This window comes from Tsukamurella soli, from assembly GCF_039541155.1.
GTDB classification, from domain to species: domain Bacteria; phylum Actinomycetota; class Actinomycetes; order Mycobacteriales; family Mycobacteriaceae; genus Tsukamurella; species Tsukamurella soli.
In genome coordinates this window covers 54,038-79,044 of the sequence record NZ_BAABFR010000001.1, presented here as the reverse complement: position 1 = coordinate 79,044, position 25,007 = coordinate 54,038, and the positions used below count along the sequence as shown (strand labels likewise).

General features: G+C 69.8%; 24 protein-coding genes and 2 pseudogenes. 9 read left to right on the top strand and 17 right to left on the bottom strand.

Annotated features, from left to right (window positions below; all coding sequences use genetic code 11):
* Nucleotides 1-104 precede the first annotated feature (104 nt).
* From ABD908_RS00350 to ABD908_RS00320, 7 genes are read left to right on the top strand one after another with little or no spacing between them, the layout of a single operon-like run.
* Nucleotides 105-881, top strand: coding sequence for a helix-turn-helix transcriptional regulator (locus ABD908_RS00350; RefSeq protein WP_344989274.1), 777 nt, complete (start codon nt 105-107; stop codon nt 879-881).
* Entirely contained in the window at nt 878-2,350 is a 1,473-nt protein-coding gene (sufB, locus tag ABD908_RS00345) for a Fe-S cluster assembly protein SufB (protein ID WP_344989271.1), read from the top strand. The genes ABD908_RS00350 and sufB overlap by 4 nt, the downstream gene beginning before the upstream one ends.
* Nucleotides 2,351-2,362: 12 nt before the next feature.
* Entirely contained in the window at nt 2,363-3,595 is a 1,233-nt protein-coding gene (gene sufD / locus ABD908_RS00340; protein WP_385924279.1) for a Fe-S cluster assembly protein SufD, read from the top strand.
* Nucleotides 3,596-3,655: 60 nt separating this feature from the next.
* Nucleotides 3,656-4,426 (top strand): Fe-S cluster assembly ATPase SufC, encoded by a 771-nt coding sequence (gene sufC, locus ABD908_RS00335; protein ID WP_344989268.1) that lies wholly within the window; start codon nt 3,656-3,658, stop codon nt 4,424-4,426.
* Between the two features lie 28 nt (nt 4,427-4,454).
* Entirely contained in the window at nt 4,455-5,753 is a 1,299-nt protein-coding gene (locus ABD908_RS00330) for a cysteine desulfurase (protein WP_344989265.1), read from the top strand.
* On the top strand, nt 5,753-6,211 hold the full coding sequence (gene sufU / locus ABD908_RS00325) for a Fe-S cluster assembly sulfur transfer protein SufU (protein ID WP_344989262.1): 459 nt from the start codon (nt 5,753-5,755) through the stop codon (nt 6,209-6,211). The genes ABD908_RS00330 and sufU overlap by 1 nt, the downstream gene beginning before the upstream one ends.
* Nucleotides 6,208-6,549, top strand: coding sequence for a metal-sulfur cluster assembly factor (locus ABD908_RS00320; protein WP_344989259.1), 342 nt, complete (start codon nt 6,208-6,210; stop codon nt 6,547-6,549). The genes sufU and ABD908_RS00320 overlap by 4 nt, the downstream gene beginning before the upstream one ends.
* 54 nt (nt 6,550-6,603) lie before the next feature.
* Here ABD908_RS00320 and ABD908_RS00315 read toward each other — a convergent pair whose 3' ends face one another.
* Nucleotides 6,604-7,683 (bottom strand): Helicase associated domain protein, encoded by a 1,080-nt coding sequence (locus ABD908_RS00315; RefSeq protein WP_344989256.1) that lies wholly within the window; start codon nt 7,681-7,683, stop codon nt 6,604-6,606.
* Nucleotides 7,680-8,486: an EAL domain-containing protein gene (locus tag ABD908_RS00310; RefSeq protein ID WP_344989253.1), complete on the bottom strand. Its 807-nt coding sequence runs from the start codon at nt 8,484-8,486 to the stop codon at nt 7,680-7,682. The genes ABD908_RS00315 and ABD908_RS00310 overlap by 4 nt, the downstream gene beginning before the upstream one ends.
* A gap of 935 nt (nt 8,487-9,421) precedes the next feature.
* On the opposite strand from ABD908_RS00310, the gene ABD908_RS00305 reads away from it, so the two are divergent.
* A complete protein-coding gene (locus ABD908_RS00305; RefSeq protein ID WP_344989252.1) occupies nt 9,422-10,957 on the top strand; it encodes an AMP-binding protein in 1,536 nt (511 codons plus the stop codon).
* A gap of 287 nt (nt 10,958-11,244) precedes the next feature.
* On the opposite strand, the pseudogene ABD908_RS27525 reads toward ABD908_RS00305, so the two are convergent.
* The 9 genes and pseudogenes from ABD908_RS27525 to ABD908_RS00270 form a co-directional block, all read right to left on the bottom strand.
* Nucleotides 11,245-11,481 (bottom strand): annotated as a pseudogene (locus ABD908_RS27525) (RNA ligase family protein); the annotation flags it as partial.
* A complete protein-coding gene (locus tag ABD908_RS27520; protein ID WP_425584326.1) occupies nt 11,382-11,885 on the bottom strand; it encodes a hypothetical protein in 504 nt (167 codons plus the stop codon). The gene ABD908_RS27520 and the pseudogene ABD908_RS27525, both read right to left, overlap by 100 nt.
* Before the next feature lie 52 nt (nt 11,886-11,937).
* Nucleotides 11,938-14,625: a fumarate reductase/succinate dehydrogenase flavoprotein subunit gene (locus ABD908_RS00300; protein ID WP_344989249.1), complete on the bottom strand. Its 2,688-nt coding sequence runs from the start codon at nt 14,623-14,625 to the stop codon at nt 11,938-11,940.
* Nucleotides 14,626-14,647: 22 nt separating this feature from the next.
* On the bottom strand, nt 14,648-15,394 hold the full coding sequence (locus ABD908_RS00295) for an ABC transporter ATP-binding protein (RefSeq protein WP_344989246.1): 747 nt from the start codon (nt 15,392-15,394) through the stop codon (nt 14,648-14,650).
* Complete coding sequence (locus ABD908_RS00290) at nt 15,391-16,272, bottom strand: ABC transporter permease (RefSeq protein WP_344989243.1); 882 nt, start codon at nt 16,270-16,272, stop codon at nt 15,391-15,393. The genes ABD908_RS00295 and ABD908_RS00290 overlap by 4 nt, the downstream gene beginning before the upstream one ends.
* Nucleotides 16,269-17,639 carry an ABC transporter substrate-binding protein gene (locus ABD908_RS00285; RefSeq protein ID WP_344989240.1) on the bottom strand — a complete coding sequence of 457 codons (1,371 nt, stop codon included), beginning with the start codon at nt 17,637-17,639 and terminating at the stop codon, nt 16,269-16,271. The genes ABD908_RS00290 and ABD908_RS00285 overlap by 4 nt, the downstream gene beginning before the upstream one ends.
* A 71-nt stretch (nt 17,640-17,710) precedes the next feature.
* Entirely contained in the window at nt 17,711-17,938 is a 228-nt protein-coding gene (locus ABD908_RS00280) for a 4Fe-4S dicluster domain-containing protein (protein ID WP_344989237.1), read from the bottom strand.
* Nucleotides 17,935-18,717, bottom strand: coding sequence for a GntR family transcriptional regulator (locus ABD908_RS00275; RefSeq protein WP_344989235.1), 783 nt, complete (start codon nt 18,715-18,717; stop codon nt 17,935-17,937). The genes ABD908_RS00280 and ABD908_RS00275 overlap by 4 nt, the downstream gene beginning before the upstream one ends.
* 187 nt (nt 18,718-18,904) lie before the next feature.
* Nucleotides 18,905-19,441 (bottom strand): GNAT family N-acetyltransferase, encoded by a 537-nt coding sequence (locus ABD908_RS00270; protein WP_344989233.1) that lies wholly within the window; start codon nt 19,439-19,441, stop codon nt 18,905-18,907.
* Between the two features lie 196 nt (nt 19,442-19,637).
* On the opposite strand from ABD908_RS00270, the gene trxA reads away from it, so the two are divergent.
* Nucleotides 19,638-20,003, top strand: a complete 366-nt coding sequence (gene trxA / locus ABD908_RS00265; protein WP_344989231.1) for a thioredoxin — start codon at nt 19,638-19,640, stop codon at nt 20,001-20,003.
* Nucleotides 20,004-20,008: 5 nt separating this feature from the next.
* Here the strand turns inward: trxA and ABD908_RS00260 are convergent, their stop codons facing one another.
* From ABD908_RS00260 to ABD908_RS00235, 6 genes and pseudogenes are all read right to left on the bottom strand, one after another.
* Entirely contained in the window at nt 20,009-21,319 is a 1,311-nt protein-coding gene (locus tag ABD908_RS00260) for an aryl-sulfate sulfotransferase (RefSeq protein WP_344989228.1), read from the bottom strand.
* 70 nt (nt 21,320-21,389) lie between these two features.
* Nucleotides 21,390-22,982, bottom strand: a complete 1,593-nt coding sequence (locus ABD908_RS00255) for a chloride channel protein (protein WP_344989225.1) — start codon at nt 22,980-22,982, stop codon at nt 21,390-21,392.
* Nucleotides 22,979-23,437, bottom strand: a complete 459-nt coding sequence (locus ABD908_RS00250; protein WP_344989222.1) for a MarR family winged helix-turn-helix transcriptional regulator — start codon at nt 23,435-23,437, stop codon at nt 22,979-22,981. Before ABD908_RS00250 ends, ABD908_RS00255 begins: the two co-directional genes overlap by 4 nt.
* Nucleotides 23,438-23,453: 16 nt before the next feature.
* Nucleotides 23,454-23,609: pseudogene (locus tag ABD908_RS00245) on the bottom strand (acyl-CoA dehydrogenase family protein); the annotation flags it as partial.
* 25 nt (nt 23,610-23,634) lie between these two features.
* Complete coding sequence (locus ABD908_RS00240) at nt 23,635-24,231, bottom strand: 3-oxoacid CoA-transferase subunit B (RefSeq protein WP_385924284.1); 597 nt, start codon at nt 24,229-24,231, stop codon at nt 23,635-23,637.
* 77 nt (nt 24,232-24,308) lie between these two features.
* Entirely contained in the window at nt 24,309-25,004 is a 696-nt protein-coding gene (locus ABD908_RS00235; RefSeq protein WP_344989217.1) for a 3-oxoacid CoA-transferase subunit A, read from the bottom strand.
* Nucleotides 25,005-25,007 lie beyond the last annotated feature (3 nt).

Genomic DNA, 25,007 nt, shown 5'->3' with positions numbered 1-25,007 from the left:
CGGAGACTGCGGATCCGGCGACCGAGGTGGAGTTCCGGCCGACGTGTAGCGAGCTAAGGCTTGCCTTGCTAGCATGCCCGGCTCATTTACGAAACAATGGTGTTGTGAAAACACACGAGGCGGCTTCTCGCGTCGGCGCACCCGCGCCGCGCGCGGTCGTCATGCGCCGAGTCGCCGGCGGGCGAGTCGCCGGCGGGGGCCCTGCAACGGCCCGCGAATCGGTGACACGTCCCGCGGAAGGGGACACCCGGCACGCGATCGTGTCGCTGCTCATGGAGCGGGGTGCGTGCACCGCCGTGGACATCGGTGCCGCCCTCGACATCACGCCGACGGCGGTCCGCCGCCACCTGGACATCCTCGTCGACGCCGGTGAGGTGACCACTGCGACACCGTCCGGCCACAGCGCCCGCGGGCGGGGTCGGCCCGCCCGGGAGTTCCTGCTCACGCAGACCGGGCGCCGGCAACTCGCGCAGGGCTACGACGCCCTCGCACAGGACGCCCTCCGTGCCCTCCGTGAGGTGGGCGGGGAGGACGCGGTCCGAGCATTCGCCCGGCGCCGCGCAGAGGCCGCAGTCGCGGCCGCCAAGGACGACGCGAGTCGGGACACGGGCGAGGCCGCCCGTAGGATCGCTCTCGCGTTGTCGGACGCCGGATTCGCAGCCGATACCCGCACCGTCGGGACCGGCGTCCAGATCTGCCAACACCACTGCCCGGTGTCGGAGGTCGCCACCGAGTTCCCGGAACTCTGCGAGGCCGAAATAGAGGTCATCGGAGAGTTGTTGGGAACCCATGTCCAACGTTTGGCGACCATCGCCAACGGGGACCGCGCATGCACGACCCATGTGCCCCTCATCACGGGGCAGCCGAAGGAGCGAGGATGACCACCACCGAGAACGAGACCGCGGCCCTGGCCCCGGTCGGCCAGCCGCCGAACTCGGGGCCGCTCACCCAGGAGCAGACCATAGCGTCGCTGGGCAAGTACGGCTACGGGTGGCACGACACCGACATCGCGGGCGCCTCGGCGCAGCGCGGGTTGTCGGCGGCGGTCGTCGCCGACATCTCGGCCAAGAAGAGCGAGCCCCAGTGGATGCTGGAGGCGCGGCTGAAGGCACTCAACATCTTCGGTAAGAAGCCTATGCCGACTTGGGGCAGCAACCTCGACGGCATCGACTTCGAGAACATCAAGTACTTCGTGCGGTCGAGCGAGAAGCAGGCCGAGTCGTGGGACGACCTCCCCGAGGACATCAGGAACACGTACGACAAGCTGGGCATCCCGGAGGCCGAGAAGCAGCGCCTCGTGTCGGGCGTCGCGGCGCAATACGAGTCCGAGGTGGTCTACCACTCGATCCGCGCGGACCTCGAGCAGCAGGGGGTCATCTTCCTCGACACGGACACCGCGCTCAAGCAGCACCCGGAGCTGTTCCGGGAGTACTTCGGCACCGTCATCCCCGCCGGTGACAACAAGTTCTCCGCGCTGAACACCGCGGTGTGGTCGGGCGGCTCCTTCATCTACGTGCCGAAGGGGGTGCACGTCGACATCCCGCTGCAGGCCTACTTCCGGATCAACACCGAGAACATGGGCCAGTTCGAGCGGACCCTGATCATCGTCGACGAGGACGCTTACGTCCACTACGTCGAGGGCTGCACCGCGCCGATCTACAAGTCGGACTCGCTGCACTCCGCGGTGGTCGAGATCATCGTGAAAAAGGGCGGCCGCTGCCGCTACACGACCATCCAGAACTGGTCGAACAACGTCTACAACCTGGTCACCAAGCGCGCCAGGGCCGAGGCCGGCGCCACCATGGAGTGGATCGACGGCAACATCGGCTCCAAGGTCACCATGAAGTACCCGGCGGTGTGGATGGTGGGCGAGCACGCCAAGGGCGAGGTGCTCTCGGTGGCCTTCGCGGGCCCGGGGCAGCACCAGGACACCGGCTCCAAGATGGTGCACCTCGCGCCGAACACCTCGTCCAACATCATCTCCAAGTCGGTCGCACGCGGCGGCGGCCGGGCCTCGTACCGCGGCCTGGTGCAGGTGAACAAGGGTGCGCACGGCTCGCGGTCGACGGTGAAGTGTGATGCGCTGCTGGTGGACACGATCTCGCGGTCGGACACGTATCCGTACGTCGACATCCGCGAGGACGACGTGACCATGGGCCATGAGGCCACCGTCTCCAAGGTGAGCGACGATCAGCTGTTCTACCTGATGAGTCGCGGCCTCACCGAGGACGAGGCCATGGCGATGGTGGTGCGCGGCTTCGTGGAGCCCATCGCCAAGGAGCTGCCGATGGAGTACGCCCTCGAGCTCAACCGACTGATCGAGCTGCAGATGGAAGGGGCCGTGGGCTAAGTGACGGAATCGATTTCGCGACCCGCTGTGGCGACCGACAACAACGTGGCCGTGGCCGCCGAGGCCGCCCGCCCGGTCGCCAACAAGGGCGAGTTGTTCACGTCGTTCGACGTCAACGCCTTCGAGATCCCCAGCCACCGCGACGAGGCCTGGCGGTTCACCCCGCTGCGCCGCCTGCGCGGGCTGCACGACGGCTCTGCGGTGGCCGACGGTGTCGTCACCGTCAGCACCTCGGCGGTGCCCGACGGCGTGACCGTGGAGACCGTCGGGCGCGACGACGCGCGCCTCGGCACCGCGGGTGTTCCGTTCGATCGCGTTGCGGCGCAGGCATACACGTCCTTCCCCGAGGCGACCGTCGTCACCGTCGGGCGCGAGGTCGCCGTCGACGGTGGCCTGACGGTCACCGTCGCGGGCCCGGGCGAGGGCCGGACGGCGTTCGGCCACCTGCAGATCCGCGTCGAACAGTTCGCGCGCGCGGTGATCGTGTTGGACCACAAGGGATCGGGCACCGTCGCGGAGAACGTCGAGTTCGTGATCGGCGACGGCGCGACGCTGTACGTCGTGGACGTCCAGGATTTCGCCGACGACGCGGTATGGGTCACGCAGCACCACGCCCGCGTCGGCCGCGACGCCACGATCAAGCACTTCGCCGTGCAGCTCGGCGGCGATCTGGTCCGCATGACGCCGCACGTGCAGTTCGCCGGCCCCGGCGGGCACGCCGAGATGTTCGGCCTGTACTTCGCCGACGCCGGCCAGCACCTCGAGCAGCGTCTGCTCGTGGATCACAGCCAGCCCTACTGCAAGTCGAACGTCGTCTACAAGGGCGCGCTGCAGGGGATCGAGCGCGGAAAGAAGGCCCGCTCTGATGGGCGTTCCGCAAGCTCCACGCCCGACGCCCACACCGTCTGGGTGGGCGACGTCCTCATCCGGGCGGAGGCAGAGGGCACCAGCACCTTCGAGACCAACCGCAACCTGGTGCTCACCGACGGTGCCCGTGCCGACTCGGTGCCCAACCTGGAGATCGAGACCGGCGAGATCGAGGGCGCGGGCCACGCGTCGGCGACCGGGCGGTTCGACGACGAGCAGCTGTTCTACCTGCGTTCGCGCGGTATCCCGGAGGACCAGGCGCGCCGCCTCGTGGTGCGCGGCTTCTTCCAGGAGCTGATCGAGCGCATCACGGTGCCCGAGCTGCGCACCCGCCTCGAGTCCGCCATCGAGACCGAACTGGCCACCGCCGGCGTCTGACGACGCCATCAGAGAAGACGCCACCAGAGAAGACGCCACCAGAGAAGACTAGGAAGCACATTGTCTACCCTCGAGATCCGCGACCTGCACGTGAACGTCGTGCAGGCGGACGAGAACGCCGAGCCGATCAACATCCTCAAGGGTGTGGACCTCACCATCAACTCCGGAGAGACCCACGCGATCATGGGCCCCAACGGTTCCGGCAAGTCGACGCTGAGCTACGCGATCGCGGGTCACCCCAAGTACGAGGTGACCCAGGGCTCGATCACCCTGGACGGCCAGGACGTGCTCGACATGACCGTCGACGAGCGTGCCCGGGCCGGCCTGTTCCTCGCGATGCAGTACCCGGTCGAGGTTCCCGGCGTCTCGACGTCGAACTTCCTGCGTTCCGCGGCGACCGCTGTGCGCGGCGAGGCGCCCAAGTTGCGCACCTGGGTCAAGGAGGTACGGGAGGCGATGAGTGAGCTCGACATCGACTCCCAGTTCGGTGAGCGCTCCGTCAACGAGGGCTTCTCGGGTGGCGAGAAGAAGCGCCACGAGATCCTGCAGCTGGGCCTGCTCAAGCCGAAGTTCGCGATCCTCGACGAGACCGACTCGGGCCTCGACGTCGATGCGCTGCGCATCGTGTCCGAGGGCGTCAACCGGTACGCCGAGCGCGAGCACGGCGGCATTCTGCTGATCACGCACTACACCCGGATCCTGCGCTACATCCACCCGGAGTTCGTGCACGTCTTCGTGAACGGCCGCGTGGTGGCATCCGGCGGTCCCGAGCTCGCGGATGAGCTGGAGGAGAACGGCTACGTCAAGTTCACCCAGGCCGTCGGAGCCTGACGGACCGGATGGCGAAGGGAGAGAAGCGATGACGGTGGAGACCGACGGACGCGGAACCCGCGTGGAATTCCGGGACGCCATCGACGTAGACGCCGTCCGCGCCGACTTCCCGATCCTCTCGCGCACCGTGCGCGACGACAAGCCTCTCGTCTACCTCGACTCGGGTGCCACGTCGCAGCGGCCGCTGGCGGTGCTGGACGCGGAGCGGTACTTCCTCACGCACCACAATGCGGCGGTCCACCGCGGCGCGCATCAGCTCGCCGAGGAGGCGACCGACGCCTACGAGGACGCCCGGGCGGCGATCGCCGGCTTCGTGGGCGCCGACGTCGACGAGATCGTGTTCACCAAGAACGCGACCGAGTCGCTGAACCTGGTGGCCTACACGCTGGGCGACGACCGCAGCGCGCCGCTGCTGGGCGGCAAACGGCTGGGGGAGGGCGACACCGTCGTCGTCACCGAGCTCGAGCACCACGCGAATCTCGTTCCCTGGCAGGAGCTCTGCCGCCGCACTGGCGCGACGCTGAAGTGGTACGGCGTGACCGACGACGGCCGGATCGACCTCGACTCGCTCGAGCTGGACCAGACCGTCAAGATCGTGGCGTTCACCCACGTCTCCAACGTGACCGGTGCCGTCGCCCCGGTCGCGGAGCTGGTGCGCCGGGCCCGCGCGGTCGGGGCGCTGGTGGTGCTCGACGCGTGCCAGTCCACGCCGCATATGACGGTCGACTTCCACGCGCTCGACGTGGACTTCGCGGCGTTCTCCGGGCACAAGATGTTCGGGCCGTCCGGAGTGGGCGTGGCCTACGGCAAGCGCGAGCTGCTCGAGCAGCTGCCGCCCTTCCTCACCGGTGGGTCGATGATCGAGACCGTCACGATGGAGGTCTCCACGTACGCGCCGCCGCCGCAGCGGTTCGAGGCGGGCGTGCCGATGACCTCGCAGGTCGTGGGTCTCGGCGCAGCCGTGCAATACCTCGATCGGCTGGGGATGGACGACATCGCCGCGCAGGAGCACGCGCTGGTCGGCGCCGCACTCGCGCGGCTGAGCGCCATCGACGGGGTCCGGATCATCGGTCCCGCGGAGAACGTCGACCGCGGTTCCGCGGTGTCCTTCGTGGTGGACGGGATCCACGCGCACGACGTCGGTCAGGTGCTCGACGATGCCGGTGTCGCGATCCGCGTGGGTCACCACTGCGCGTGGCCGCTGCACCGCCGGTTCGGCGTCGCCGCCACCGCGCGTGCGTCGTTCGCCGCTTACAACACGATCGCCGAGGTCGACGCGTTGGCGGACGCGATCGTCGCGGCGCAGAGCTTCTTCGGAGCCGCCTGATGCGGATGGAACAGATGTACCAGGAAGTGATCCTGGACCACTACAAGCACCCGCACGGCCGTGGCCTGCGTGAGCCGTTCGGCGTCGAGGTGCACCACGTGAACCCGACCTGCGGTGACGAGGTGACGCTGCGCGTGCAGCTCTCGGACGACCGCCAGACCGTGGTCGACGTCTCGTACGACGGCCAGGGCTGCTCGATCTCGCAGGCATCGACGTCCGTGCTGACCGATCAGGTGATCGGCAAACCCGTGGGTGAGGCGTTGAAGATGCTGCAGGGCTACACCGAGATGCTTCAGTCGCGGGGCAGAGTCGAGGGAGACGAGGACCTGATCGGTGACGGCGTCGCCTTCGCCGGGGTGTCCAAGTATCCCGCACGCGTGAAGTGCGCACTACTCGGCTGGATGGCCTTCAAGGACGCCCTCGCCCAGATCATCGATTCGGAGGAACGATCGGCATGACCGAGCCCATCACCACACCCAACCTGCCGTCACTCGACGACGTCGAGGAGGCCATGCGCGACGTGGTCGATCCCGAGTTGGGGATCAACGTCGTCGACCTGGGCCTCGTCTACGGCATCAGGGTCGACGACGATGCGGCCGCGCTGCTCGACATGACGCTGACCTCCGCGGCGTGTCCGCTGACCGATGTCATCGAGGACCAGACCCGCAATGCGCTCGTCTCCAGCGGCCTGTGCACCGACGCCAAGATCAACTGGGTCTGGATGCCGCCGTGGGGTCCCGACAAGATCACCGACGACGGCCGCGAGCAGCTGCGGGCCCTCGGCTTCACGGTATAGCTGCGCTCGGCGGCACCGCCGGAGTGCGGTTGCCCGGTTCTCGCGGCGTACCGATCACCCGCCGGCTGTGCCGATCACGCCCGTGAGCTGTCGGGCCCGCGTCGGATCGAGATCTCCGGCGCGCAGCCGCTGGAGTTGGTAGTGGGCCCACCGGCCCAAAGGAAAGCCGTCCGCCGACACGAGCGATCGGGCCGGGAGCCGGCCGCCGTTCTCCACCATGTGCAGCGTCAGGTACGTGAGGCCTCGGTCCCAGCCGGTTTCCCGTACGCTCCACGTCCATCCCGGGATTGCCTCGAGGGCGGCGATCCGCGCGGAGCTCAACGCTCCCAACCGGTGGCGTTGCCGTTGATAGGCGACCCACTTCCCGAGCGGATAGCCTGCCTCATCGACGAACCCCTGCGGCGGAGCGCCGTCCGCGTTGCGGTCGACGTACTGCGTCAGTGCTGCGACACCGTCGGTCCACGACGAGTGCCCCGGGCGGCCCCACTGCCACCCCGGGATGGACGCGAGCGCGGCAGATCTCCGTGGCGACAGCCTCCCCTCCTTGTGCGCGCTGCGCTGCGCCATCATCCACGCTCCGAGGCGGTAGCCGTCCGCGGTCACGTGACGTGAAGGCGGCACGGAACCGCTTTCCTCCACGTGCTCCACGAGCCGTGAGAAACCGTCCACCCAGCGTTGCTCCTGCCCGGTCTCAGCGCCCCGTGCGTCGTCCAGGCCGAACGCGTTGTTCCTGACGTGCGCATAGGTGATCTCGCGGGATACGCAGAGGATCCGGCGTTCGCCGTCATCAGCAGTCAGGGGGACGAGGAGGTTGTCCCACCGTTGGATCTCCGTCGCGCGACCGTCCGGGTCGCCGGTGCGTCCCAGGAAATGCGACGGCGCACCGCCTGCCGCCTCGACGAGTGCGCGACGGCCTTTGCCACGGGCCGATGCGGGTAGGAGGTCGACCCACAGTACGCCCCGTGTGATGTCCTCGGCAGAAGTTTGCAACGCTGTCCGGCCGGCCCCGTTCATGTGCAGGAGCGCACCGTCGAGGCCGATCACCTTGATGCAGTCGGGGTGGGATTCGAGCGACGGGTCCAGCCACCACTGTCCCCTGCCCCACGCCTGCGCATCCGAGTCGTCGTCGCTCACGTGATCCCTCCCTCGATGAGCTGCGCGAAGGCGACGTCGCGCGGTGCCGCTGCGGCGTAATGGCAGCCCTGCGAATACGTGCAACCGGCTCGATGTGCGCGCCGATGGGCGTCGTCCGTCTCGATCCCCTCGGCGACGGTCTCCATGCCGGCGGCAGCGACAGCGGAGACGATCTCCGGCAGCGGCGGCCGGCGGTCGGTAGGGCATACGTGCTCACCCAGATCGTGGTGGCCCGTGACGGACTCGTCGATCTTGACGATGTCGACGTCCAGATCGTTCAGTACCTCCAGATCGAGGCTGGTGCGATCCGGGTGGTAGTCGTCGATGCAGATCGTCGCACCGGCGTCGTGAAGCGCTGAGAACACCTCGGCGAGTCGTCCTATGTCGGCGACCGGTCGTGTCGCGGTCAGCTCGATCCACAGATCGGCGACATCCACACCGTATCGACCCGCCGTCTGGATGAGACCTTCGACGTAGGCAGGGTCGCTCAGTTCAGTCGCCGATACGTTGATCGACGCGTACGTGCTTCCGCCCATCGCGTTCAGGTAGGCCAGGTCGGCCAGGACGATGTCGGTGACGTGCGCGCCGATCGCGGCGCTGATTCCAGCGGAGTCGGCGACGGCTTCCAGAGCCTCGGGGGTTCGCCAGGTCGAATCGCCGTCGTTCCAGCGCATCAGCGCTTCGATCGCGACCGTGCGGCGCGTGGTGACCGCGACGATGGGTTGGTAGAAGACGTCGATCCCGACACCACGGGGTCGGGATGTTTCGGTCCGGCCGCGCGGCGCGGCCTCACCGGATGTCACCGGGACCCGTCCCCGGTCCGGATCAGCGCGTCCTGGATCGGCGTCGGCGTGCGACTGCGCGAGCGTGATCGGTGGAGCGGGATCCGGACCTGCGCCGTCTGCGCGCAGGTGGGCTGTCCCATCGCTCGTCGCCCGGTGGAGTCGACTCGGGTGGGCCGTCCGTCCGACTCGATGATCTCGACGCGGTCCGCGCGCAGGTCCGTATCCTCTGGAATCCAGTTCACGCCGGCCGTCAACTGGCCTTCTCCCCACGTGATCCGGTCACGATTCGACCGCCTCCGAAAGGGGCGGCTGTCACCGTGCCACATCCGGCAAGTCGGACGGCACTGCCTCTCGTGTCCGCGTCCATGAATCCTTCTTCCGGTATCGCATCACCCGGCTGACTGTGCGAGACGACCTGTCGACCATAGAACGTTGATACCGGAGCGTTGCTCCGAGCACAAATGAGACGGGACATGGGACGAGTGGTCGATCTGTTTCACAGTCGGGCCCGGCGGAATTCTCGTTCGTTCGATTTCTCATACGTGATCGGATCGGTCAAGACTAGGCGCGGAACGCCGACCATAAACGAATCGCATCTCGCATCGTTGCCGTTCCTCTCTGCTCGGATCGACCCCGACCTGCACCGCTGGCGGCGCTTCGCCCTGGACCGGCCTACGATCGAGGTCAGCGATTATCGAACCGGCGAAATGGTTCATCGGATATCTGCGACCCATGAGCGGAAATCCCGAATCCGCCGATAGTTCGAATCAGAGCACGCGCTATGTGGGAATCGCGCTCTCACACTGTGTAGATGTCCTCGGGTGGCCTGAGTCGACCTCGTCGCGGTTCGCGTGAGATCGACTCAATCGCCTACGCCGGACCGCGCAGTCGAGGGATACTCTGAATGATTCGGTACCGGCGCGGATCGCCCGCTCGGATCGTAGGGTGATGTCATGTTCGTCGATCTCGGTGTGCGTGACTTCCTCGACCGCGCGGAACTGGTCTATCCCGACCGGGTCGCTGTGGTCGACGAGCCGGATCAGCCGGCACCGTCGTGGGGCGAGGTGACGTACCGCGACATGGCCCGGCTCGCCCGCGGGCAGGCGGCCGTGCTCGACGCACTGGGCGTCGCCGCCGGCGGACGCGTCGCGATCGTGTCGCAGAACGCCGCCCGGCTGCTCGTCTCGTTCTTCGGCGTCTCGGGCCGGGGCCGGATCCTGGTGCCGATCAACTTCCGACTCGCGGCCGCGGAGGTCGCGTACATCGTGGCCGACAGCGGCGCGGAGGTCCTCATCGTGGACCCGGAGGTCGAGCACCTGCTCGACACCGTCACCGCGAAGCACGTGTTCGTGATCGGGCGCGACGATGAGAACATCTTCGGCGTACCGGGGTCCACCGCCACGCCGGTCGAGTGGTCGGGCGACGAGAACACCACCGCCACCATCAATTACACGTCCGGCACCACCGCCCGGCCGAAGGGCGTCCAGCTGACGCACCGCAACCTGTGGCTGAACGCCGTCACCTTCGCGTTGCATGTCGCTCTTACCGAGAACGATGTACTGCTGCACACACTCCCGATGTTCCATGCGAACGGCTGGGGCATGCCGTATGCGGCGACCGGAGTGGGTGCCCGACACATCGTGCTGCGCAAGGTCGACGGTGGCGAGATCCTCCGGCGCATCGCGGAGCACGGCGTGACCATCATGTGTGCGGCCCCGGCCGTGGTCACCGCGGCCCTGGACGCGGCCGCCGCGTGGCCCGGCGAGATCCCCGGCCGGGGCACCGTCCGCATCATCGTCGCCGGCGCGCCGCCCCCGACGCGCGTGATCCACCGTGTCCGTGCGGAACTCGGCTGGGAGTTCATCCAGATCTACGGTCTCACCGAGACGTCGCCGCTGCTCACCGTGAACCGCTTCCGCTCCGAATGGGAGGCCGACGAGCCGATGGAGCAGGCCCGGCGACTGGGTCGTGCCGGCGCACCCGCCCTGGGCGTGCGGATCGCCATCGACGAGGACGGCGAGGTGCTCGCCCGCAGCAACCACGTTCTGGACGCGTACTGGAACAAGCCCGAGGAGACCGAGAAGGCGCTCGCGGGTGACTGGTTCCACACCGGCGACAAGGGCAGCCTCGATGACGCCTACCTCACGATCGCGGACCGGAAGAAGGACGTCATCATCTCGGGCGGCGAGAACGTCACGTCGATCGAGGTCGAGGACGCGCTGATCGCGCACCCCGCCGTCCGGGAGGCCGCGGTGATCGGCATCCCGGACGAGAAATGGGGTGAGCTGGTGACCGCCATCGTCGTGACCGACGGGAGCACCGTCACCGCCGCCGACATCGTCGCGCACTGCCGTACCCTGCTCGCCGGGTACAAGTGCCCCAAGCGGATCGAGTTCGTCGACGCCCTGCCACGTACTGCGACCGGCAAGATCCAGAAGTTCGTCCTGCGCCGGCCGTTCTGGGAGGGCCGAGACAAGCAGGTCAACTGATCGACCCCGTCCACTCCCGCTAGTGCGACGTCAGCAACCACCGGTTGGACACGACCTTGAAGCATGGTCGGTCGCCCGACTCGGCCAGCGGCCGGGCATCGCAGTGGTGCCACACGATGCCTTCGGCCGGGCGTCCGGGAGCAACGAGCGAACGCGCTGCGTCGGCCTGTGCGACCGCCGCATCGATGGTGGCGGGTAGCCGCAGGTCCGGGTAGACGGGCGCGGCTCGCGCGGCCGCCCAGGCCGGCCATTCGGCGCGCGGAACCTGGGCACCGTCGCGCCCACGCGGCGAACGCCGCGAACTCGACCCGCGGCATGTGCAGGCGGTTGCCCTGGATATCGGGCCCGAACAGCTCACCTTGGAGAACCCAACCGGGCCCGACCTCGTCGAGTAGACCCTCGCGGGTCGCGACCTGCACCGAGGTCAGGTCCTCGGTGGGCTCCCATTCGTAGTGCCGCCCACACACCCGCAGGCCGTGCGGCGTCGTGATGTAGGTGGTGGAGGTGCCGTCGATCTTCTCGGTCGCATACCACTCGGCGGGCTCCAGCGACGGATACGTCGCGGCCAGGTTCTGCACGCGTTCGGCGTCGGTGGTGCGCGCGAGCACCGTCGGATACATGCCCCGGGCGGTGCCCTGCAGCTCGGCCGGCAGGGGAGGCTCGTACAGCCGCACTCCGAGCGCGGCAGCGAGGTCGTCGATACCGTCGGCCTCCGGTACCTCTCGCGTGGGCAGCACGAGGCCGTGCGACAGCACGCCGCGGAGCGTGATGGTGCGCAGCACGTGGAACGCGCGCCCGTCGATGATCTTGCGGCCCCGCGGCCTACCACTATCCGCCACCCTCCGAAGGTCGCCACTTCGATCGCGTCGGCCCCGGCGATCGGGTCGACGGCATCCACGGTCCGAACCGTGACCAGTTCTCTGCTCATGGAAGACGGTCATAGCCGCGGGGTCGGACATATCGCTACCGGTTTTCGGCAGTTACCGGACACTCGCCAGCGCCAGGCGCGCGTGCGCCCGAACATCGGCGTCGGAGTCGTCGAGCGCGGTGGCCAGGGCGTCGATCACGTCGGGTGCCTCCGGCCAGGTCCGCAGCGTCAGCACCGCGGCCTTGCGGACGTCGAGGTGCGGGTCCGCCAGCTTCGGTCGCAGCGTGGTCGCGGCACCGTCGGGTCCCAGGCACGTGGCGCCGCGGGCCGCGCCCTGCCGCACCTGCCACGCCGCGTCGGCCAGCCCTGTAGCGATGCGGTCGGCGTCGCCGGAGTCGCCGAGCGGGCCGAGCGCCGCGAGGGCGGCTGCACGGACGAGCGGGTCGTGGTCGGTGACGAGGGAGCGCACGGCGTCGGCGCCGCCGGCACCGACGGTGGCGAGGCCCGCGGCGGCCGCGATGCGGACCTCGCGGTTCACATCGGCCGCCGCGTCCGCGACCGACTCCCAGGCGTCCAACGACACCAACCCGCGGATCCCCACTATCCGCACGCGATGGTCGGGATCGTGTGCCAGCCGGGCGAATTCGGCGAGACTGCCCGCGCGCAGCGCGCGCAGCAGATCACCGATCCGGGCACGGACGACCGCGTCGCCGGACGCCAGGTGCGTGGCGAGGCCGTCCGCCGACGGCAGCACTTCGACCAGCTCCGTCAGCCCCTCGGCGGCCGAACGCCGCACCCGCGCATCACCGTCGGCCAGCGCGTCGCGCAGGGCGGGCAGGTAGCCCTCCGGAGCGCCCTCGACCAGTGTCTCGACGGCGGTGCGGCGCACCAGTGGGTCCGCGTCGCCGAGGAACGGCGCGAGGTCCACGGCGTCGGGGGAGTCCAGCGCCAAGACCTCGCGCAGCCGCGGGGAGAGTACCTCCGGCTCGGCCGGGCGGGGCTCGGTGGCGGGCACGCCGCGCGACGCCACCTCGATCGGGCCGAGAACCTCGAGACCCCCTGCGGCGGAGGGGATGTGGTCGAACTCGTCGACCGCCACCAGGTACGGCGCGACGGGGCGGGTGAGGAACTCCATCCGCCCGTCGCCGTCCTTGCGCAGGTTCAGGTGCCGCCCCCAGCGGGCGTCGTCCCGCTCGGTGGCATCGGCGCGGTCGTGGTACAGCCCCCACCGGGACTCCGTGCGGACCAGCGAACTACGCGCGGCCATCTCGGCACAGTCGCGGATGAAGCCCACCTCGGCGCACCGCATGAGCTCGTGCGGGGTGCGTGCGCCGAGCCCCGCGACGTCGTCCCGCATCCGCTCGAAGGTCTCGACGGCGATGGTCAGCTTGGTCGCCGTCTTGGGCGGCGCCACATAGTCGTTCACGAATCGCCGCAGCTTGTACTCGACCTGTGGCTGGGGCGGACCGTCGGGCTGTCGTGCGGGCCGGTAGATAAGCTCGTGCGCGGCGAGTACCTGATCCTCCGGAAGCGTCTCGGGTACGGGCGTCTCCGCGGCGCGCCGGGCCGCGTCCGCACCCGTGAGTTCGCCGAACACGAACGCGCCGATCATGTAGTTGTGCGGCACGCACGCGAGGTCGCCTGCCGCGTACAGCCCCGGCACCGTCGTCGCACCGTTCTCGTCGACCCACACCCCCGACGCCGAATGCCCGCTGCACAGCCCGATCTCGGAGATGTGCATCTCGATGTCGTGGGTGCGGTAGTCGTGGCCGCGGCCGGCATGGAACGTCGCGCGGGTGGGCCGTTCGGTGGTGTGCAGGATGGATTCGAGCGCGTCGATCGTCTCGTCCGGGAGGTGCGAGACCTTGAGGTAGATCGGCCCGCGCGCCGAATCGATCTCGGCCTTCACCTCTTTCATCATGTCGCCGGACCAGTAGTCGGAGTCCACGAAGCGCTCGCCGGCCGCGTTCACCTGGTAGCCGCCGAACGGATTCGCGACGTACGCGCACGCCGGCCCGTTGTAGTCCTTGATGAGCGGGTTGATCTGGAAGCACTCGATGCCGCTGAGTTCGGCGCCCGCGTGGTAGGCCATCGCGTAGCCGTCGCCCGCGTTGGTCGGGTTCTCGTACGTGCCGTACAGGTAACCGGACGCGGGGAGGCCGAGGCGGCCGCACGGCCCCGTCGCGAGGATGACCGCGCCGGCGGCGACCTCGATGAACTCGCCGGTGCGGGTGTTGAAGGCCGCCGCGCCCACCGCGCGGCGCTCGTCCCCCTCGCCGGCCGTGAGGACGCGGACGGGCATGATGCGGTTCTCGATCCGGATCTTCTCCCGCATCTTCTTCTGCCGCAGAATGCGATACAGCGCCTTCTTGACGTCCTTGCCCTCCGGCATGGGCAGCACGTACGAGCCGGACCGGTGCACGCGCCGCACCGCGTACTCGCCGTACTCGTCCTTCTCGAACTTCACGCCGTAGCGTTCCAGTCGTTGGATCATGGCGAAGCCACGCGTCGCCGTCTGATATACGGTGCGCTGGTTCACGATTCCGTCGTTCGCCCGGGTGATCTCGGCGACGTAGTCGTCCGGCTCGGCCTTGCCCGGGATCACGGCGTTGTTCACGCCGTCCATGCCCATGGCGAGCGCGCCGGAATGACGCACGTGGGCCTTCTCGAGCAGCAGCACCTGCGCGCCGGCCTCGGCGGCGGTGAGCGCCGCCATCGTGCCGGCGGTGCCGCCGCCGATCACGAGCACGTCGCACGTGAGGCGCTCGCGAAGGGAGGGATCGGGGATCTCGAATGTCATGAGAGGATGCGTCTTTCGTCGGTCAGTGGTCGGTGAGGGCGGCGAGGATCGCGGCGCGCACGGCGGCGCGTGCCGGCCCGTCGGAGTCGGGGACCTCGATCAACTCGCGAAGCGACTCGCCGCGCCGGCCCATGACGGCGACGCGGTGGCCCAGCAGCAGCGCCTCGTCGACGTCGTGCGTCACGAACACGACGGTGGCGGGATGCGCGTCGAGGGTGCGGAGCAGGAGCGACTGCATGGTCGCCCGCGTCTGCGCGTCGAGGGCGCCGAACGGCTCGTCGGCGAGCACCGCCCGCGGTGCGCCCGCGAGACCCCGCGCGAGCTGCACGCGCTGACGCATCCCGCCCGAGAGCTCCCGCGGCAGGTGTCGCGCGTACGCGGTGAGGCCCACCTCGTCGAGCCAGCGGTCGGCCTGCGCCGGGCGCTGGGAGCGGGGCACCCCGCGCAGGCCCAGCGCCAGTAGGACGTTGGACCGCACCGTCCGCCAGGGCAGCAGGGCGTCCTCCTGGAACACCATCGCGCGGTCGCGAGACGTGGAGCGGACCGGGTCGCCGTCGGCGCGGATGGTGCCCGCGGCCGCGGGCAGCAACCCGGCGATCGCCCGCAGCACCGTCGACTTACCACAGCCCGAAGGCCCGGTGAGCACCAGCCGCTCCCCGGGGCGGACCGTCAGGTGCAGGTCACGCACCGCGGGGACGCCCCGGTACGAGACGGACACCCCGTCGAGCTCGAGGGTCAGCGGATCCGCCGCGGTGGGCGCGGCGGTCACCGCTCGCCCCTCGGCAGCCAGCGGGTGGCGCGGCGCCCGATCCGTTCGATCAGCGCCGAGGTCGCGAATCCGAGGACGCCGATGGTGATGATCCCGACGAACACACCCGGGTAGTCGATCACCGTGTACGCCTGCCACGTTCGGTAACCGACGCCGAGGCGGCCCGAGATCATCTCGGCCGAGACCAGGCAGATCCACGACACGCCGATCCCCACCGACAGCCCGGAGAAGATGCCCGGCAATGCTCCGGGGAGGACGACGCGGCTGATCACGGCGGCGCGGCCGCCGCCCAGGGTGCGCACCGACTCCTCCCACACCGTGGGCAGCGCGCGGACGCTGTGTCGCACGCTCACCACGATCGGGAAGAACGCGGCGACCGCGGTGATCGCCACCATCCCGGCCTCGGAGCTGGGGAACATCAGGATCACGATCGGCACGAGCGCGATGGCCGGCACGGGGCGCGCGAGCTCGAACAGCGTGCCGAGGGTGCGCTGCGCCCACGCCGACCGGCCCAGTGCGATCCCCGCGGGGATTCCGAGCGCCGCCGCGACGGCGAACCCGGTCCCGATCCGGATGAGCGACTGCACGAGGTCGAGGTAGTACGTACGGGTGCCGAGCGCCCGGCCGAACTCCGCGGCGACGGCGGTCACCGACGGCAAGGTGTCGAAGCGGATCCAGGACGCGGCGACGTGGTGTGTGGTGAGCAGCTGCCACACCAGCGCGGTGCCGACGAGGACCGCGGCGCGGGTGGTCCACGACGCGAGGCGCGAGCGCAGACGGATCGTGGGGGCCGTGGGTGCGAGCGCGGCGGCGTCGGCGGTCGCGGGCACCGCGACGGCGAGGTGCCCGCCGGCAGTGCGGTCGGTCGCGGCGGTCATCGGTCCGCCTCCCGCTCCGCGTCGGCGAGCGAGATCTGCTGCGCTCCGGGGTGTTCGGTGCGGTAGCGGTCGGCGGTGTCCTGGGTCGCGAACGGCAGCAGCTGCCGCCCGTCGCGGAGCCACACCGATCGGTCCGCGAACCACCGGGTTCCGGTGACGGTGTCGGGCACGTAGGCGGCGCGGACCTTGCGGCCGCCGGCCGTTGCGAGCGCCTTCAGGAGGAGCTCGGGGGTGGCTTCGGTCTGTGTGGTGGTCGCGCCGTCGAACCACACCTCGTTCACACGCGCCGGGGCGCCGGCCGCGAGCGCCGCCTGGTAGGTGGCACCGCCGTGGTCGGCGTACGCCTGCTGCAGCGGAGCGGGGTCGACGAAGCGCGCCACGTCGAGCGGGTGGTCGAACTGGCCGATGGACTTCAGGTAGGTCGTGTCGCCGCGTAGGGCATCGATGAGGTCGGTGCGCAGCGCCGGGTCGAAATCGGTACCGCCCGGGCCGTTGTAGAGGTACACCGCCTCCGCGGGTAGGCCGGTGTCCTTGGCCACGGCGAGCGCGGCGTCCAGCGGGTGCTGCTGCAGGTAGTCGGTGGCGTCGAGCTGCGCTTCGAGGAATGCCCGCACCACATCGGCGTGCGTGTCCGTGAACCGCTTGTTCGCGATGACGCCGTGCAGCGTCGGGATGCCCAGCGCGCCACCGTCGTACAGCAGGCGGGCGCGGTTCTGGAAGACCAGCAGCCCCGGCCAGGCGACGAACTGCGCGAGCCCGTCGACCTGGCCGGAGTCGAGCGCTGAGGCGCCCACCTGGGGTTGCTGGTTGACCACCGATACGCCGGTCACGGGGTCGATCCCCAACCGCGTGAGTGCGTTGACCAGCGTGCCGTGCCCGGCCGACCCGACCGATGCGGAGATCCGCTTGCCGCGCAGGTCCGCCAGGGTGCGGGCGGGTGACGACGGCGCCACCACGACGTCGTTCAGGGCGCCGGTCGCGCTGGACCCGGTGACCGACAGCAACTGCGTCTCGGTGGCCGGATCCTGTTGTGTGCGTGATCCGTTGATCAGGAGCGGGTAGTCGCCCATGGAACCGATCTGGATCTTGCCGGCGATCATGCCGGTGGTGATGGGGGCGCCGGTATCGTAATCCTGCCACTCGACGCGGTAGTGGCCGCCGAGCGCGGCGAGCCGCTTCTCGAAGAATCCCTTGTCGCGTAACAGGGTTCCGGCGGTGACCGTGTCGATGGTCTTGGACTGGTAGCCGACGACGATGGTGGTGGCGTCAGTGGGGCCGGAGGAGTCGGGCGCCACCGAGCAGCCGGCGGCGGCGACCGCTACGGCGACCGTGAGCGCGGCGAGAGCGGGACGGGGGAGGTGCGGCATGGCTGAGCCTCGCGAGTGTCGGGTGGAACGGGCTGGGAGAGTGGGAAGGCGGGAAGCGGGGGAGAGCGTCGTCAGCGCAGCAGGTACGGCATGTTGACGGTGACGGCGCCGGTGGGGCAGCGGGCGGCGCACGGGCCGCAGTACCAGCACTCGTCGACGTGCATGTAGGCCTTGCCGTTGTCGGGGTGCAGAGCGAGCGAGTCGAGGGGGCAGGCCTCGACGCAGATGTTGCAGCCCTCGATGCAGAGGGACTGGTCGACGGTGACGGGCACATCGACCCGCTGGGTTACCTGGGTCATGGGTTCTCGCTTTCGTGGTGGGTACGGGAAACGGTGCCGCGCATGGTGATCCGGTCGGCGCGCATGCGGATGTACTCGAGATCGACGGGCCGGCCGTCATCGAGTCGGGTGAGCCGCTCCAGCAGCAGGATCGGAGCGCCTGCCGCGATGTCGAGGGTGGCGGCGGAGTGGGCGTCGGCGGCTGCGGCGGTGAGGCTGAGGTCGGCGTCGCCGAGGGGCCTGCCGGCGACCCGCTCGATGAGCGGGAACACGTCGTTGGTCTCGAGGTCCTGCTTGAGCAGCGCCACGCCGATATCGCTCGCCAGGTAGGTGAGATCCAGGCTGATGGTCTCGCCGTCGAGGTGCCGCAGCCGCTCCAAGTAGACCACGGGCTCGTCGGCGGCGAGCTCGAGCTTGCGGGCGACCACGGGTGGCGGCACCAGTACCGTCGCCACTCGCACGGTGTTGCGCACCTCGCCGTACCCGGTGAGGGTCTCCTTGAGGCCGCGCAGCGAGTCGAGCCGGTGGTCGACGGTGCGCTGCGCGACGGTGGTGCCGAGCCGCGGGGCCCGGTCGATCCAGCCCTCCTCGCGCAGCAGGGCCAGGGCGGCCCGGACGGTGTTGCGCGAGACCCGGAACTCCCGCGCCAGCGTGTCGTCGGACGGCAGGCCGCCGTCGAACCCGCCGTCCACGATGGTCTGGCGGATCACGTCGGCCACCGGCCGCGCGTTGTCGGCCCGCGCCGTCCGGCGCGTCGGTACCGGGTGGCCCGGCTGCGTCGGGTCGGTCGTCGATTCCATGGCGGTCAGAATAGGAACGGTTTCGCGTACCGCCGGGGTGCCGCCGGACCGGCCCGGAGGCGGGTGCGCGATTGCGCCACCCCGGTCACCCGTGCGCGACCGCCTACCTGCGTGTTCCCCCGGACCGCGGCGTCATTACGCCGGGTCGCGGCGCCGTCGGGGGATTGGAATCACGCAGAGTCTTCTGTCAGGGATTTCGCGAACCACAGCTGCGCGTAGGGGTTGTCGTTGTACGGCAGGACCTCGTGATACCCGGTGGCGCGGTACAGCGCGATCGCCTCGTGAGCGAGCCGTTGGTGTCGAGTTGCACGCGCCGACAACCATGCGCCGCGGCGCGGGACTCGAGCTCGCGGAGCAGGCGGCGGCCCAGCCCCAGGCCGCGGACCGACGGCGATGCCCACACGCGCTTGATCTCGGCCAGGCCGCGCCCGTGCAGCGTGAGCGCGCCGCAGCCGACGGGCTCACCACGTCGGGTCGCGAGCAGGAGCAGGCCACGCGGCGGTGTGATCGACGAGTCGGCGACGGCGCCGCCGACTGCCGGGTCGAAGCCGGTGGCGAAGCGGGAGGCCGACTCCGCGTAGTATTCGCGCGCACAGAACTGCGCCGCGGGGGTCAGGGGATCCGCCTCCGCGACACGCACCTGCGAGGCCAGCAGGAGCCGCTCCACCTCGCCCATCGCGGCCACCAGACGCTCCCGTTGCTGTGGGTCCAGTGGGGCCGGCATCTCCTCGGCGGTGGTGTTCGGAGCGCCGGTCCAGCTCCTCGTACTCGGCCTGTCCGAGCGGCCTGTCCCGCGAGAGGTATCGGTCCTCGAGCACACCCGGTGCGCAGCGTCCTGCGACGTCGGCACACAGGCGCCGCTCAGGGTTCGCGATGCCGACTCCGGGAATCCCGGGCGGCCGTGATCGGTTGTTGCAGGCATGGCGACGCAAAACCTCACGGCAGACCGGTTCGACGAGACGGTGACGAACAACGAGATCGTGCTCGTGGACTTCTGGGCCTCCTGGTGCGGGCCGTGCCGGCAGTTCGCGCCGACCTTCGAGAAGAGCTCCGAGACCCACCCCGATGTCGTGTTCGCGAAGGTCGACACCGAGGCCGAGCAGGCCCTCGCGTCGGCCGCGAACATCCGCTCGATCCCCACTCTGATGGTCTTCAAGAAGGGCAACCTCGTCTACAACCAGGCCGGCGCGCTGCCGCCCGCCGCGCTCGAGGACCTGATCCAGCAGGCGAAGGATCTCGAGATCGAGCAGGCCGCTCCAGCCACCGCCGGAGAGGCCGACGCCTGAACCGATCACCCGCGGCGGTCGACGGGCTCCTGTGACCGCGGAGTGTCGGCGGGCACCCAATCGAACGGGACGGCCTGCGATCGGTAGATCAGGGGGGTGCGGATACTACGGTCGACCGCCGGATCCGCGGCCTCGTCGGCGTCCGACGCACCGTCGGGCGCGTACGCCTCGAACGGCGTGAGGTACTCCCAGACCACGTCGCCGGTCGGCGTGATCTGGAATATGCGCCCCTGCATGCCCTCCGTGATCAGCGTGTTTCCGTTCGGCAGTCGCTGCGCGTTGCTGACGAACGAGCTGAAGAAGGTCCACGGCGGCAGCCCCGAGTCCTCTGCGGTGTACTGCCACACGATCTCCCGGGTGGTCGGGTCGATCTCGAGGACCCGCGATCCGGCGTAGATGCCGAGCGGCGCGGGCGGATACCCGGCGCCGCCCTGGTTGTCGAAGAGGAGAATGTCGCCCGCGCCTGGCAACCCGTCGGCGATGACGTGCGGGTTGTGCTGGCCGGAGATCTGGTCGAGCGGGCGCGGCACCCGGCGCCGCGTGACACGCTGGTGCTGCATGCCCGCGCTGTCGGGGAAGTACGGCCCGAGCCGCCAGACGATCGACCTGCTGCGCTTGTCGATGAGCGCCACCACGTTGGCCTTGCGGGAGCCGATCAGGATGTTGTCCGGCTGAAAGACGGTGTCGGGATCGGCCCGGTGCCAGCGGTTCGGCCCGATCGTCTTGGCGCTGTTGATCTCCAGATAGCCCCAGATGTCCCCGGGATTGCGCGCGACCGTGGCGCGGAGGTCGTCGAATCCCTCCTCGGACAGACCGAGCTCGTCGAGGTGATCGCCCGCCTTCCACTCCCAGACGACGGCGCCGTCGGGGGTGACCTCGTACAGGCCCTGGTCGCCGATCACGTCGGGACCGAGGCCGGGCACCACCCGCGGGACGGTGACCAGCAGCAGCCTGTTTCCGCTGGGCAGCAGTTCCCAATCGTGGTTCTGCCGCGCGGCGCCGCCGGGTGCCTCGGTGCCCCACTCCCACAGCTTCTCGCCGGTCCACGACACCTGCCCGACGGTGCGGTTGCCGTAGATGCCGCCCCGCGGGTCGGGCCCCTGCGACAGCTGCAGGCCGACGTCGCCGACCCGGCCGTCGTTCGCGGCCGGGTCGATGATTCGCGACGGCAGGCCGGGATACGGCCATTCGTGGCGGACGATGCCGTTCAGGTCGATCAGGCGGGTGACCGAGTCGGCGCCGCTGTAGAGGACGTAGCTGTTGTACGCGCGCTCGGGGTCGTAGTACGTGACGCCGGTGAATCGAACATATGCCATGACCGTTACATCTATCCGGGGTGTGGGCCGCCGTCCAGGGTTCGAGCGGCCAGGATTCCAACGGCTCGGGTCACTTCCGGCGTTCGCGCGCGGGCAGCGCCACCGCGGTGAGGTGGCGGCTGCGGTCGGTGGCCTCCGAGAGGTCGTGGCGGCGCGCGACCAGCAGGTCCGCGAGCACGACGTGGCCGAGCTCGCGCCCGTCACCGTCGACCACCCGCAGCGGGCGGCCGTCAGACGCGGCCAGGACGTTCGCGGCGTGCCGCAGCGTGTCGCGCGGGCCGACGGTGCCGCTGGAGGGCTCGGGTGGCGCGCCCGGGTGGACGACGTCGGCGACGAAGAACGTCTCGAGTGGGTCCGTGCTGTAATCGCGCGTCAGGTGCAGGCCGCGTCGCGCGATCTTCTCCGTGAGCACGGAGCGCTTGAGCACCAGGACGGAGACGGCGTAAGCGGTCGTCGACGCTATGAGCATGGGGAACATCGCCGGCCACGCGTGGGTCAGCTCGAGCGTGAACACCACCCCCGTCAGTGGTGACCGCATCACGCCGCCCACCACCGCTGCGAGGCCGAGGATCGCCCAGAACCCGGCGAACTCGAACGGGAGCACGTGCCCGACCAGGGCGCCCAGCGCGCCGCCGATCATGAACACCGGGGCCAGCACTCCGCCCGACGTGCCCGACCCCAGCGACATCGACCAGATGAGGGTCTTGACCACCAGGATGCCCACGATCAGCGACATCGTCGCGCGGCCGGTGAGTAGTTGGTCGATCACGTCGTAGCCCACGCCCAGCGCGCGGGGCTCGATCAGACCGCCCACGCCGATGATCGCGCCGCCGATGCTCGGCCACCACATCCAGTGGATGGGCAGGCGGCGGAATGCATCCTCGGACAGGTAGACCAGTCGCGTCGCCAGCACGGCCACCACGGCGCCGCACACGCCGATGACCAGGGCGAGGGTGTCGATGCTCCACGACGGGGTGCCGACGTGCGCGGCGACGGGGAAGACGGGGCCCGCACCCAGGATCGGGTGCCGCACGATCGTCGCGACCGCGACCGCCGCGGTCACCGGGATGAAGCTGCGGGGCCGCCACTCGAACAGCAGCAGCTCGACCGCGAGCAGGACGGCGGCCACGGGCGAGTTGAATGTGGCGGCCATGCCGCCCGCGGCGCCGGAGACCAGCAGGATCTTCCGCTCGTCGGCCGTGAGGTGCAGGTGCTGGGCGAGGATCGATCCGATGGCGCCGCCGGTCATGATGATCGGACCCTCGGCGCCGAACGGCCCTCCCGTGCCGATGCTCACCGCCGCGGAGATCGGCTTGAGCAATGCGACTTTCGGATCGATGCGGCTGCTCTTCGTGAGGATCGCCTCGATCGCCTCGGGCATCCCGTGGCCGCGGATCTTCTCCGAGCCGAAGCGGGCCATGAGCCCTACGATAAGGCCGCCCGCGATCGGCGCCCCGAGTATGAGCCACCACGGGTGGTGCTGCGCGCCGGGCGCGACGAGCTGCGTCGACCAGCGTTGGTAGAACACGAGATTGGTCACGGCGCCGATCAGCCGGAGTAGGCACCACGCGGCACCCGCGGTCAGCGCCCCCACCGGCAGCGCGAGTCCGGTGGTGACGAGCATGCGGCGGTCGACGGCGAAGTCGCCGAGTTCGTCCGTCACGCCCCGGCCTCCGTGGTGCGTGCGCCGGTGGTGTCCGCCAGCGCCGCGGCGAGCGCGGCGAGGCCCTCTGCGGTGGCTTCGGCCTGCAGCGGGGTGAGGCCGGACAGGGCCTCCCGCAGCACGTCCGCCCGGCGGGCGGTGACGCGGGCGACGATGTCGGCCCCTGCGGCGGTGAGGCTCAAGTCGATCGCGGATGCGTTGGTGGCGCAGGTCTTCCGGTGGACGAGCGGCGCCATCCCGGCGCGCCCGATCAGCCGGGTGACCGACGAGACGCTCACGCCGAGGCGCGCGGCGAGGGCGGAGCAACTGGCGGTGCCGGCGTCGTGCAGCGTCAGCAGCAGTCGCATCTGGGCGAGCGTGAGGCCGGCGGCCTCGGCGCTGCGTTCAGCCAGCGCGGCGAACTCACGGGTCGCACGCAGGTAGGTGTCGAGGAGGTCGGTTGGTGCTGTCGTCACGTCGAGAGTATTGCACTATGCAAAGCCTCGGCGCGCGGCGCCACTCGATCTCGTACTCCTGGGCGTAGCCGTAGCCGCCGTGGATGCGGAACGAGTCCTCGACCACGTCGCGGCAGTATTCGCAGGCGAGGTATCTGGCCATGCCCGCCTCGAGATCGTTCCGGATGCCGGCGACACCGGCTGTGCCGGAGCGCGTGTCACGCCGTGAGCCTCGCGAGCAGCTCGTCCGCGCCGATTCCGAAGGTCTCGGTGATCACCGCACCGTCTGGGCCGCAGTCGATCACGGACTCGGCGGTGTAGACACGGTTCACGCAGCGCAGGCCCGTGAGGGGGTACGTGCACGCGGGTACGAGCTTGACGGCGCCGTCCTTGGCGAACAGCGTCATCATCACGTAGACGCTCTTGGCGCCGATCGCGAGGTCCATCGCACCACCCACGGCGGGGATCGCGCCGGGGGCACCGGTGTGCCAGTTGGCGAGATCGCCGACATACGACACCTGGAACGCCCCGAGAACGCAGACGTCGAGGTGCCCACCGCGCATCATCGCGAACGAGTCGGCGTGGTGGAAGTATGACGCACCCGGGAGCTCGGTGACGGGCACCTTCCCGGCATTGGTGAGGTCGAGGTCGACCTCGTCGCCCCTGGCAGCCGGTCCCATGCCGAGCATGCCGTTCTCGGTGTGCAGGACGACGCCGTCCGCGGGCGCGAGGTAGTCGGCGATGAGAGTCGGCTGGCCGATGCCGAGGTTGACGTAGGAGCCCGGCGGGATGTCTGATGCGACGCGGGCAGCCATGTCCCCCTTGGAGAGTCGGTCGCCGCCGTGTTCGACGACGCCGTCGGCGACCCGCAGCGTGCCCAGGACGGTCTCGTTCATCGTGCTCCCTCCACAGCCATGCGCCGAGTGGGCACACAGACGATCGTGTCGATGTAGATGCCGGGGGTCACCACGATCTCCGGGTCGATGCTGCCGGTCTCCACCAGCTTGTCCACCTGGACGATCGTGCGATGGGCGGCGGAGGCCATCACCGGGCCGAAGTTGCGCGCGGTCTTGCGGTACGTGAGGTTGCCCATCCCGTCGGCGCGGTCGGCGGCGATCAGCGCCACATCGCCGCGGATCGGGTACTCGAGAACGTATGTGCGGCCGTCGATCTCGCGCGTCTCCTTGCCCTCGGCGAGCGGTGTGCCGACGCCGGTGGGGCAGAAGAACGCGCCGATCCCGGCGCCCGCGGCCCGCATGCGTTCCGCGAGGTTCCCCTGCGGCACCACCTCGAGGTCGATCCGCCCCTCGCCGTACAGCCGGTCGAACACCCACGAGTCGGACTGCCGGGGGAACGAGCAGATCACCTTGCGCACGCGGCCGGCGGCCAACAGTGCGGCGAGGCCGTGATCGCCGTTGCCGGCGTTGTTGCTGACCACGGTCAGGTCGGTGGCCCCCTGCCGGATCAGGGCGTCGATCAGGTCGAACGGCATGCCCGCGAGACCGAATCCGCCGACCAGGACGGTGGCCCCGTCCGCGATACCCTCGACCGCCGCGTCGACGTCGTCGACCACGCGTGGTGCGCCCATCGT

What these genes read in the sequence shown, in the direction of transcription:
- sufB (WP_344989271.1), top strand. Translation starts at nt 878, where the DNA reads ATGACCACCACCGAGAACGAGACCGCGGCCCTGGCCCCGGTCGGCCAG.
- ABD908_RS00330 (WP_344989265.1), top strand. Translation starts at nt 4,455, where the DNA reads ATGACGGTGGAGACCGACGGACGCGGAACCCGCGTGGAATTCCGGGAC.
- sufU (WP_344989262.1), top strand. Translation starts at nt 5,753, where the DNA reads ATGCGGATGGAACAGATGTACCAGGAAGTGATCCTGGACCACTACAAG.
- ABD908_RS00320 (WP_344989259.1), top strand. Translation starts at nt 6,208, where the DNA reads ATGACCGAGCCCATCACCACACCCAACCTGCCGTCACTCGACGACGTC.
- ABD908_RS00305 (WP_344989252.1), top strand. Translation starts at nt 9,422, where the DNA reads ATGTTCGTCGATCTCGGTGTGCGTGACTTCCTCGACCGCGCGGAACTG.
- ABD908_RS27520 (WP_425584326.1), bottom strand. Translation starts at nt 11,885, where the DNA reads ATGAGCAGAGAACTGGTCACGGTTCGGACCGTGGATGCCGTCGACCCG.
- ABD908_RS00300 (WP_344989249.1), bottom strand. Translation starts at nt 14,625, where the DNA reads ATGACATTCGAGATCCCCGATCCCTCCCTTCGCGAGCGCCTCACGTGC.
- ABD908_RS00290 (WP_344989243.1), bottom strand. Translation starts at nt 16,272, where the DNA reads ATGACCGCCGCGACCGACCGCACTGCCGGCGGGCACCTCGCCGTCGCG.
- ABD908_RS00285 (WP_344989240.1), bottom strand. Translation starts at nt 17,639, where the DNA reads ATGCCGCACCTCCCCCGTCCCGCTCTCGCCGCGCTCACGGTCGCCGTA.
- ABD908_RS00280 (WP_344989237.1), bottom strand. Translation starts at nt 17,938, where the DNA reads ATGACCCAGGTAACCCAGCGGGTCGATGTGCCCGTCACCGTCGACCAG.
- ABD908_RS00275 (WP_344989235.1), bottom strand. Translation starts at nt 18,717, where the DNA reads ATGGAATCGACGACCGACCCGACGCAGCCGGGCCACCCGGTACCGACG.
- ABD908_RS00270 (WP_344989233.1), bottom strand. Translation starts at nt 19,441, where the DNA reads ATGCCGGCCCCACTGGACCCACAGCAACGGGAGCGTCTGGTGGCCGCG.
- trxA (WP_344989231.1), top strand. Translation starts at nt 19,638, where the DNA reads ATGGCGACGCAAAACCTCACGGCAGACCGGTTCGACGAGACGGTGACG.
- ABD908_RS00260 (WP_344989228.1), bottom strand. Translation starts at nt 21,319, where the DNA reads ATGGCATATGTTCGATTCACCGGCGTCACGTACTACGACCCCGAGCGC.
- ABD908_RS00240 (WP_385924284.1), bottom strand. Translation starts at nt 24,231, where the DNA reads ATGGCTGCCCGCGTCGCATCAGACATCCCGCCGGGCTCCTACGTCAAC.
- ABD908_RS00235 (WP_344989217.1), bottom strand. Translation starts at nt 25,004, where the DNA reads ATGGGCGCACCACGCGTGGTCGACGACGTCGACGCGGCGGTCGAGGGT.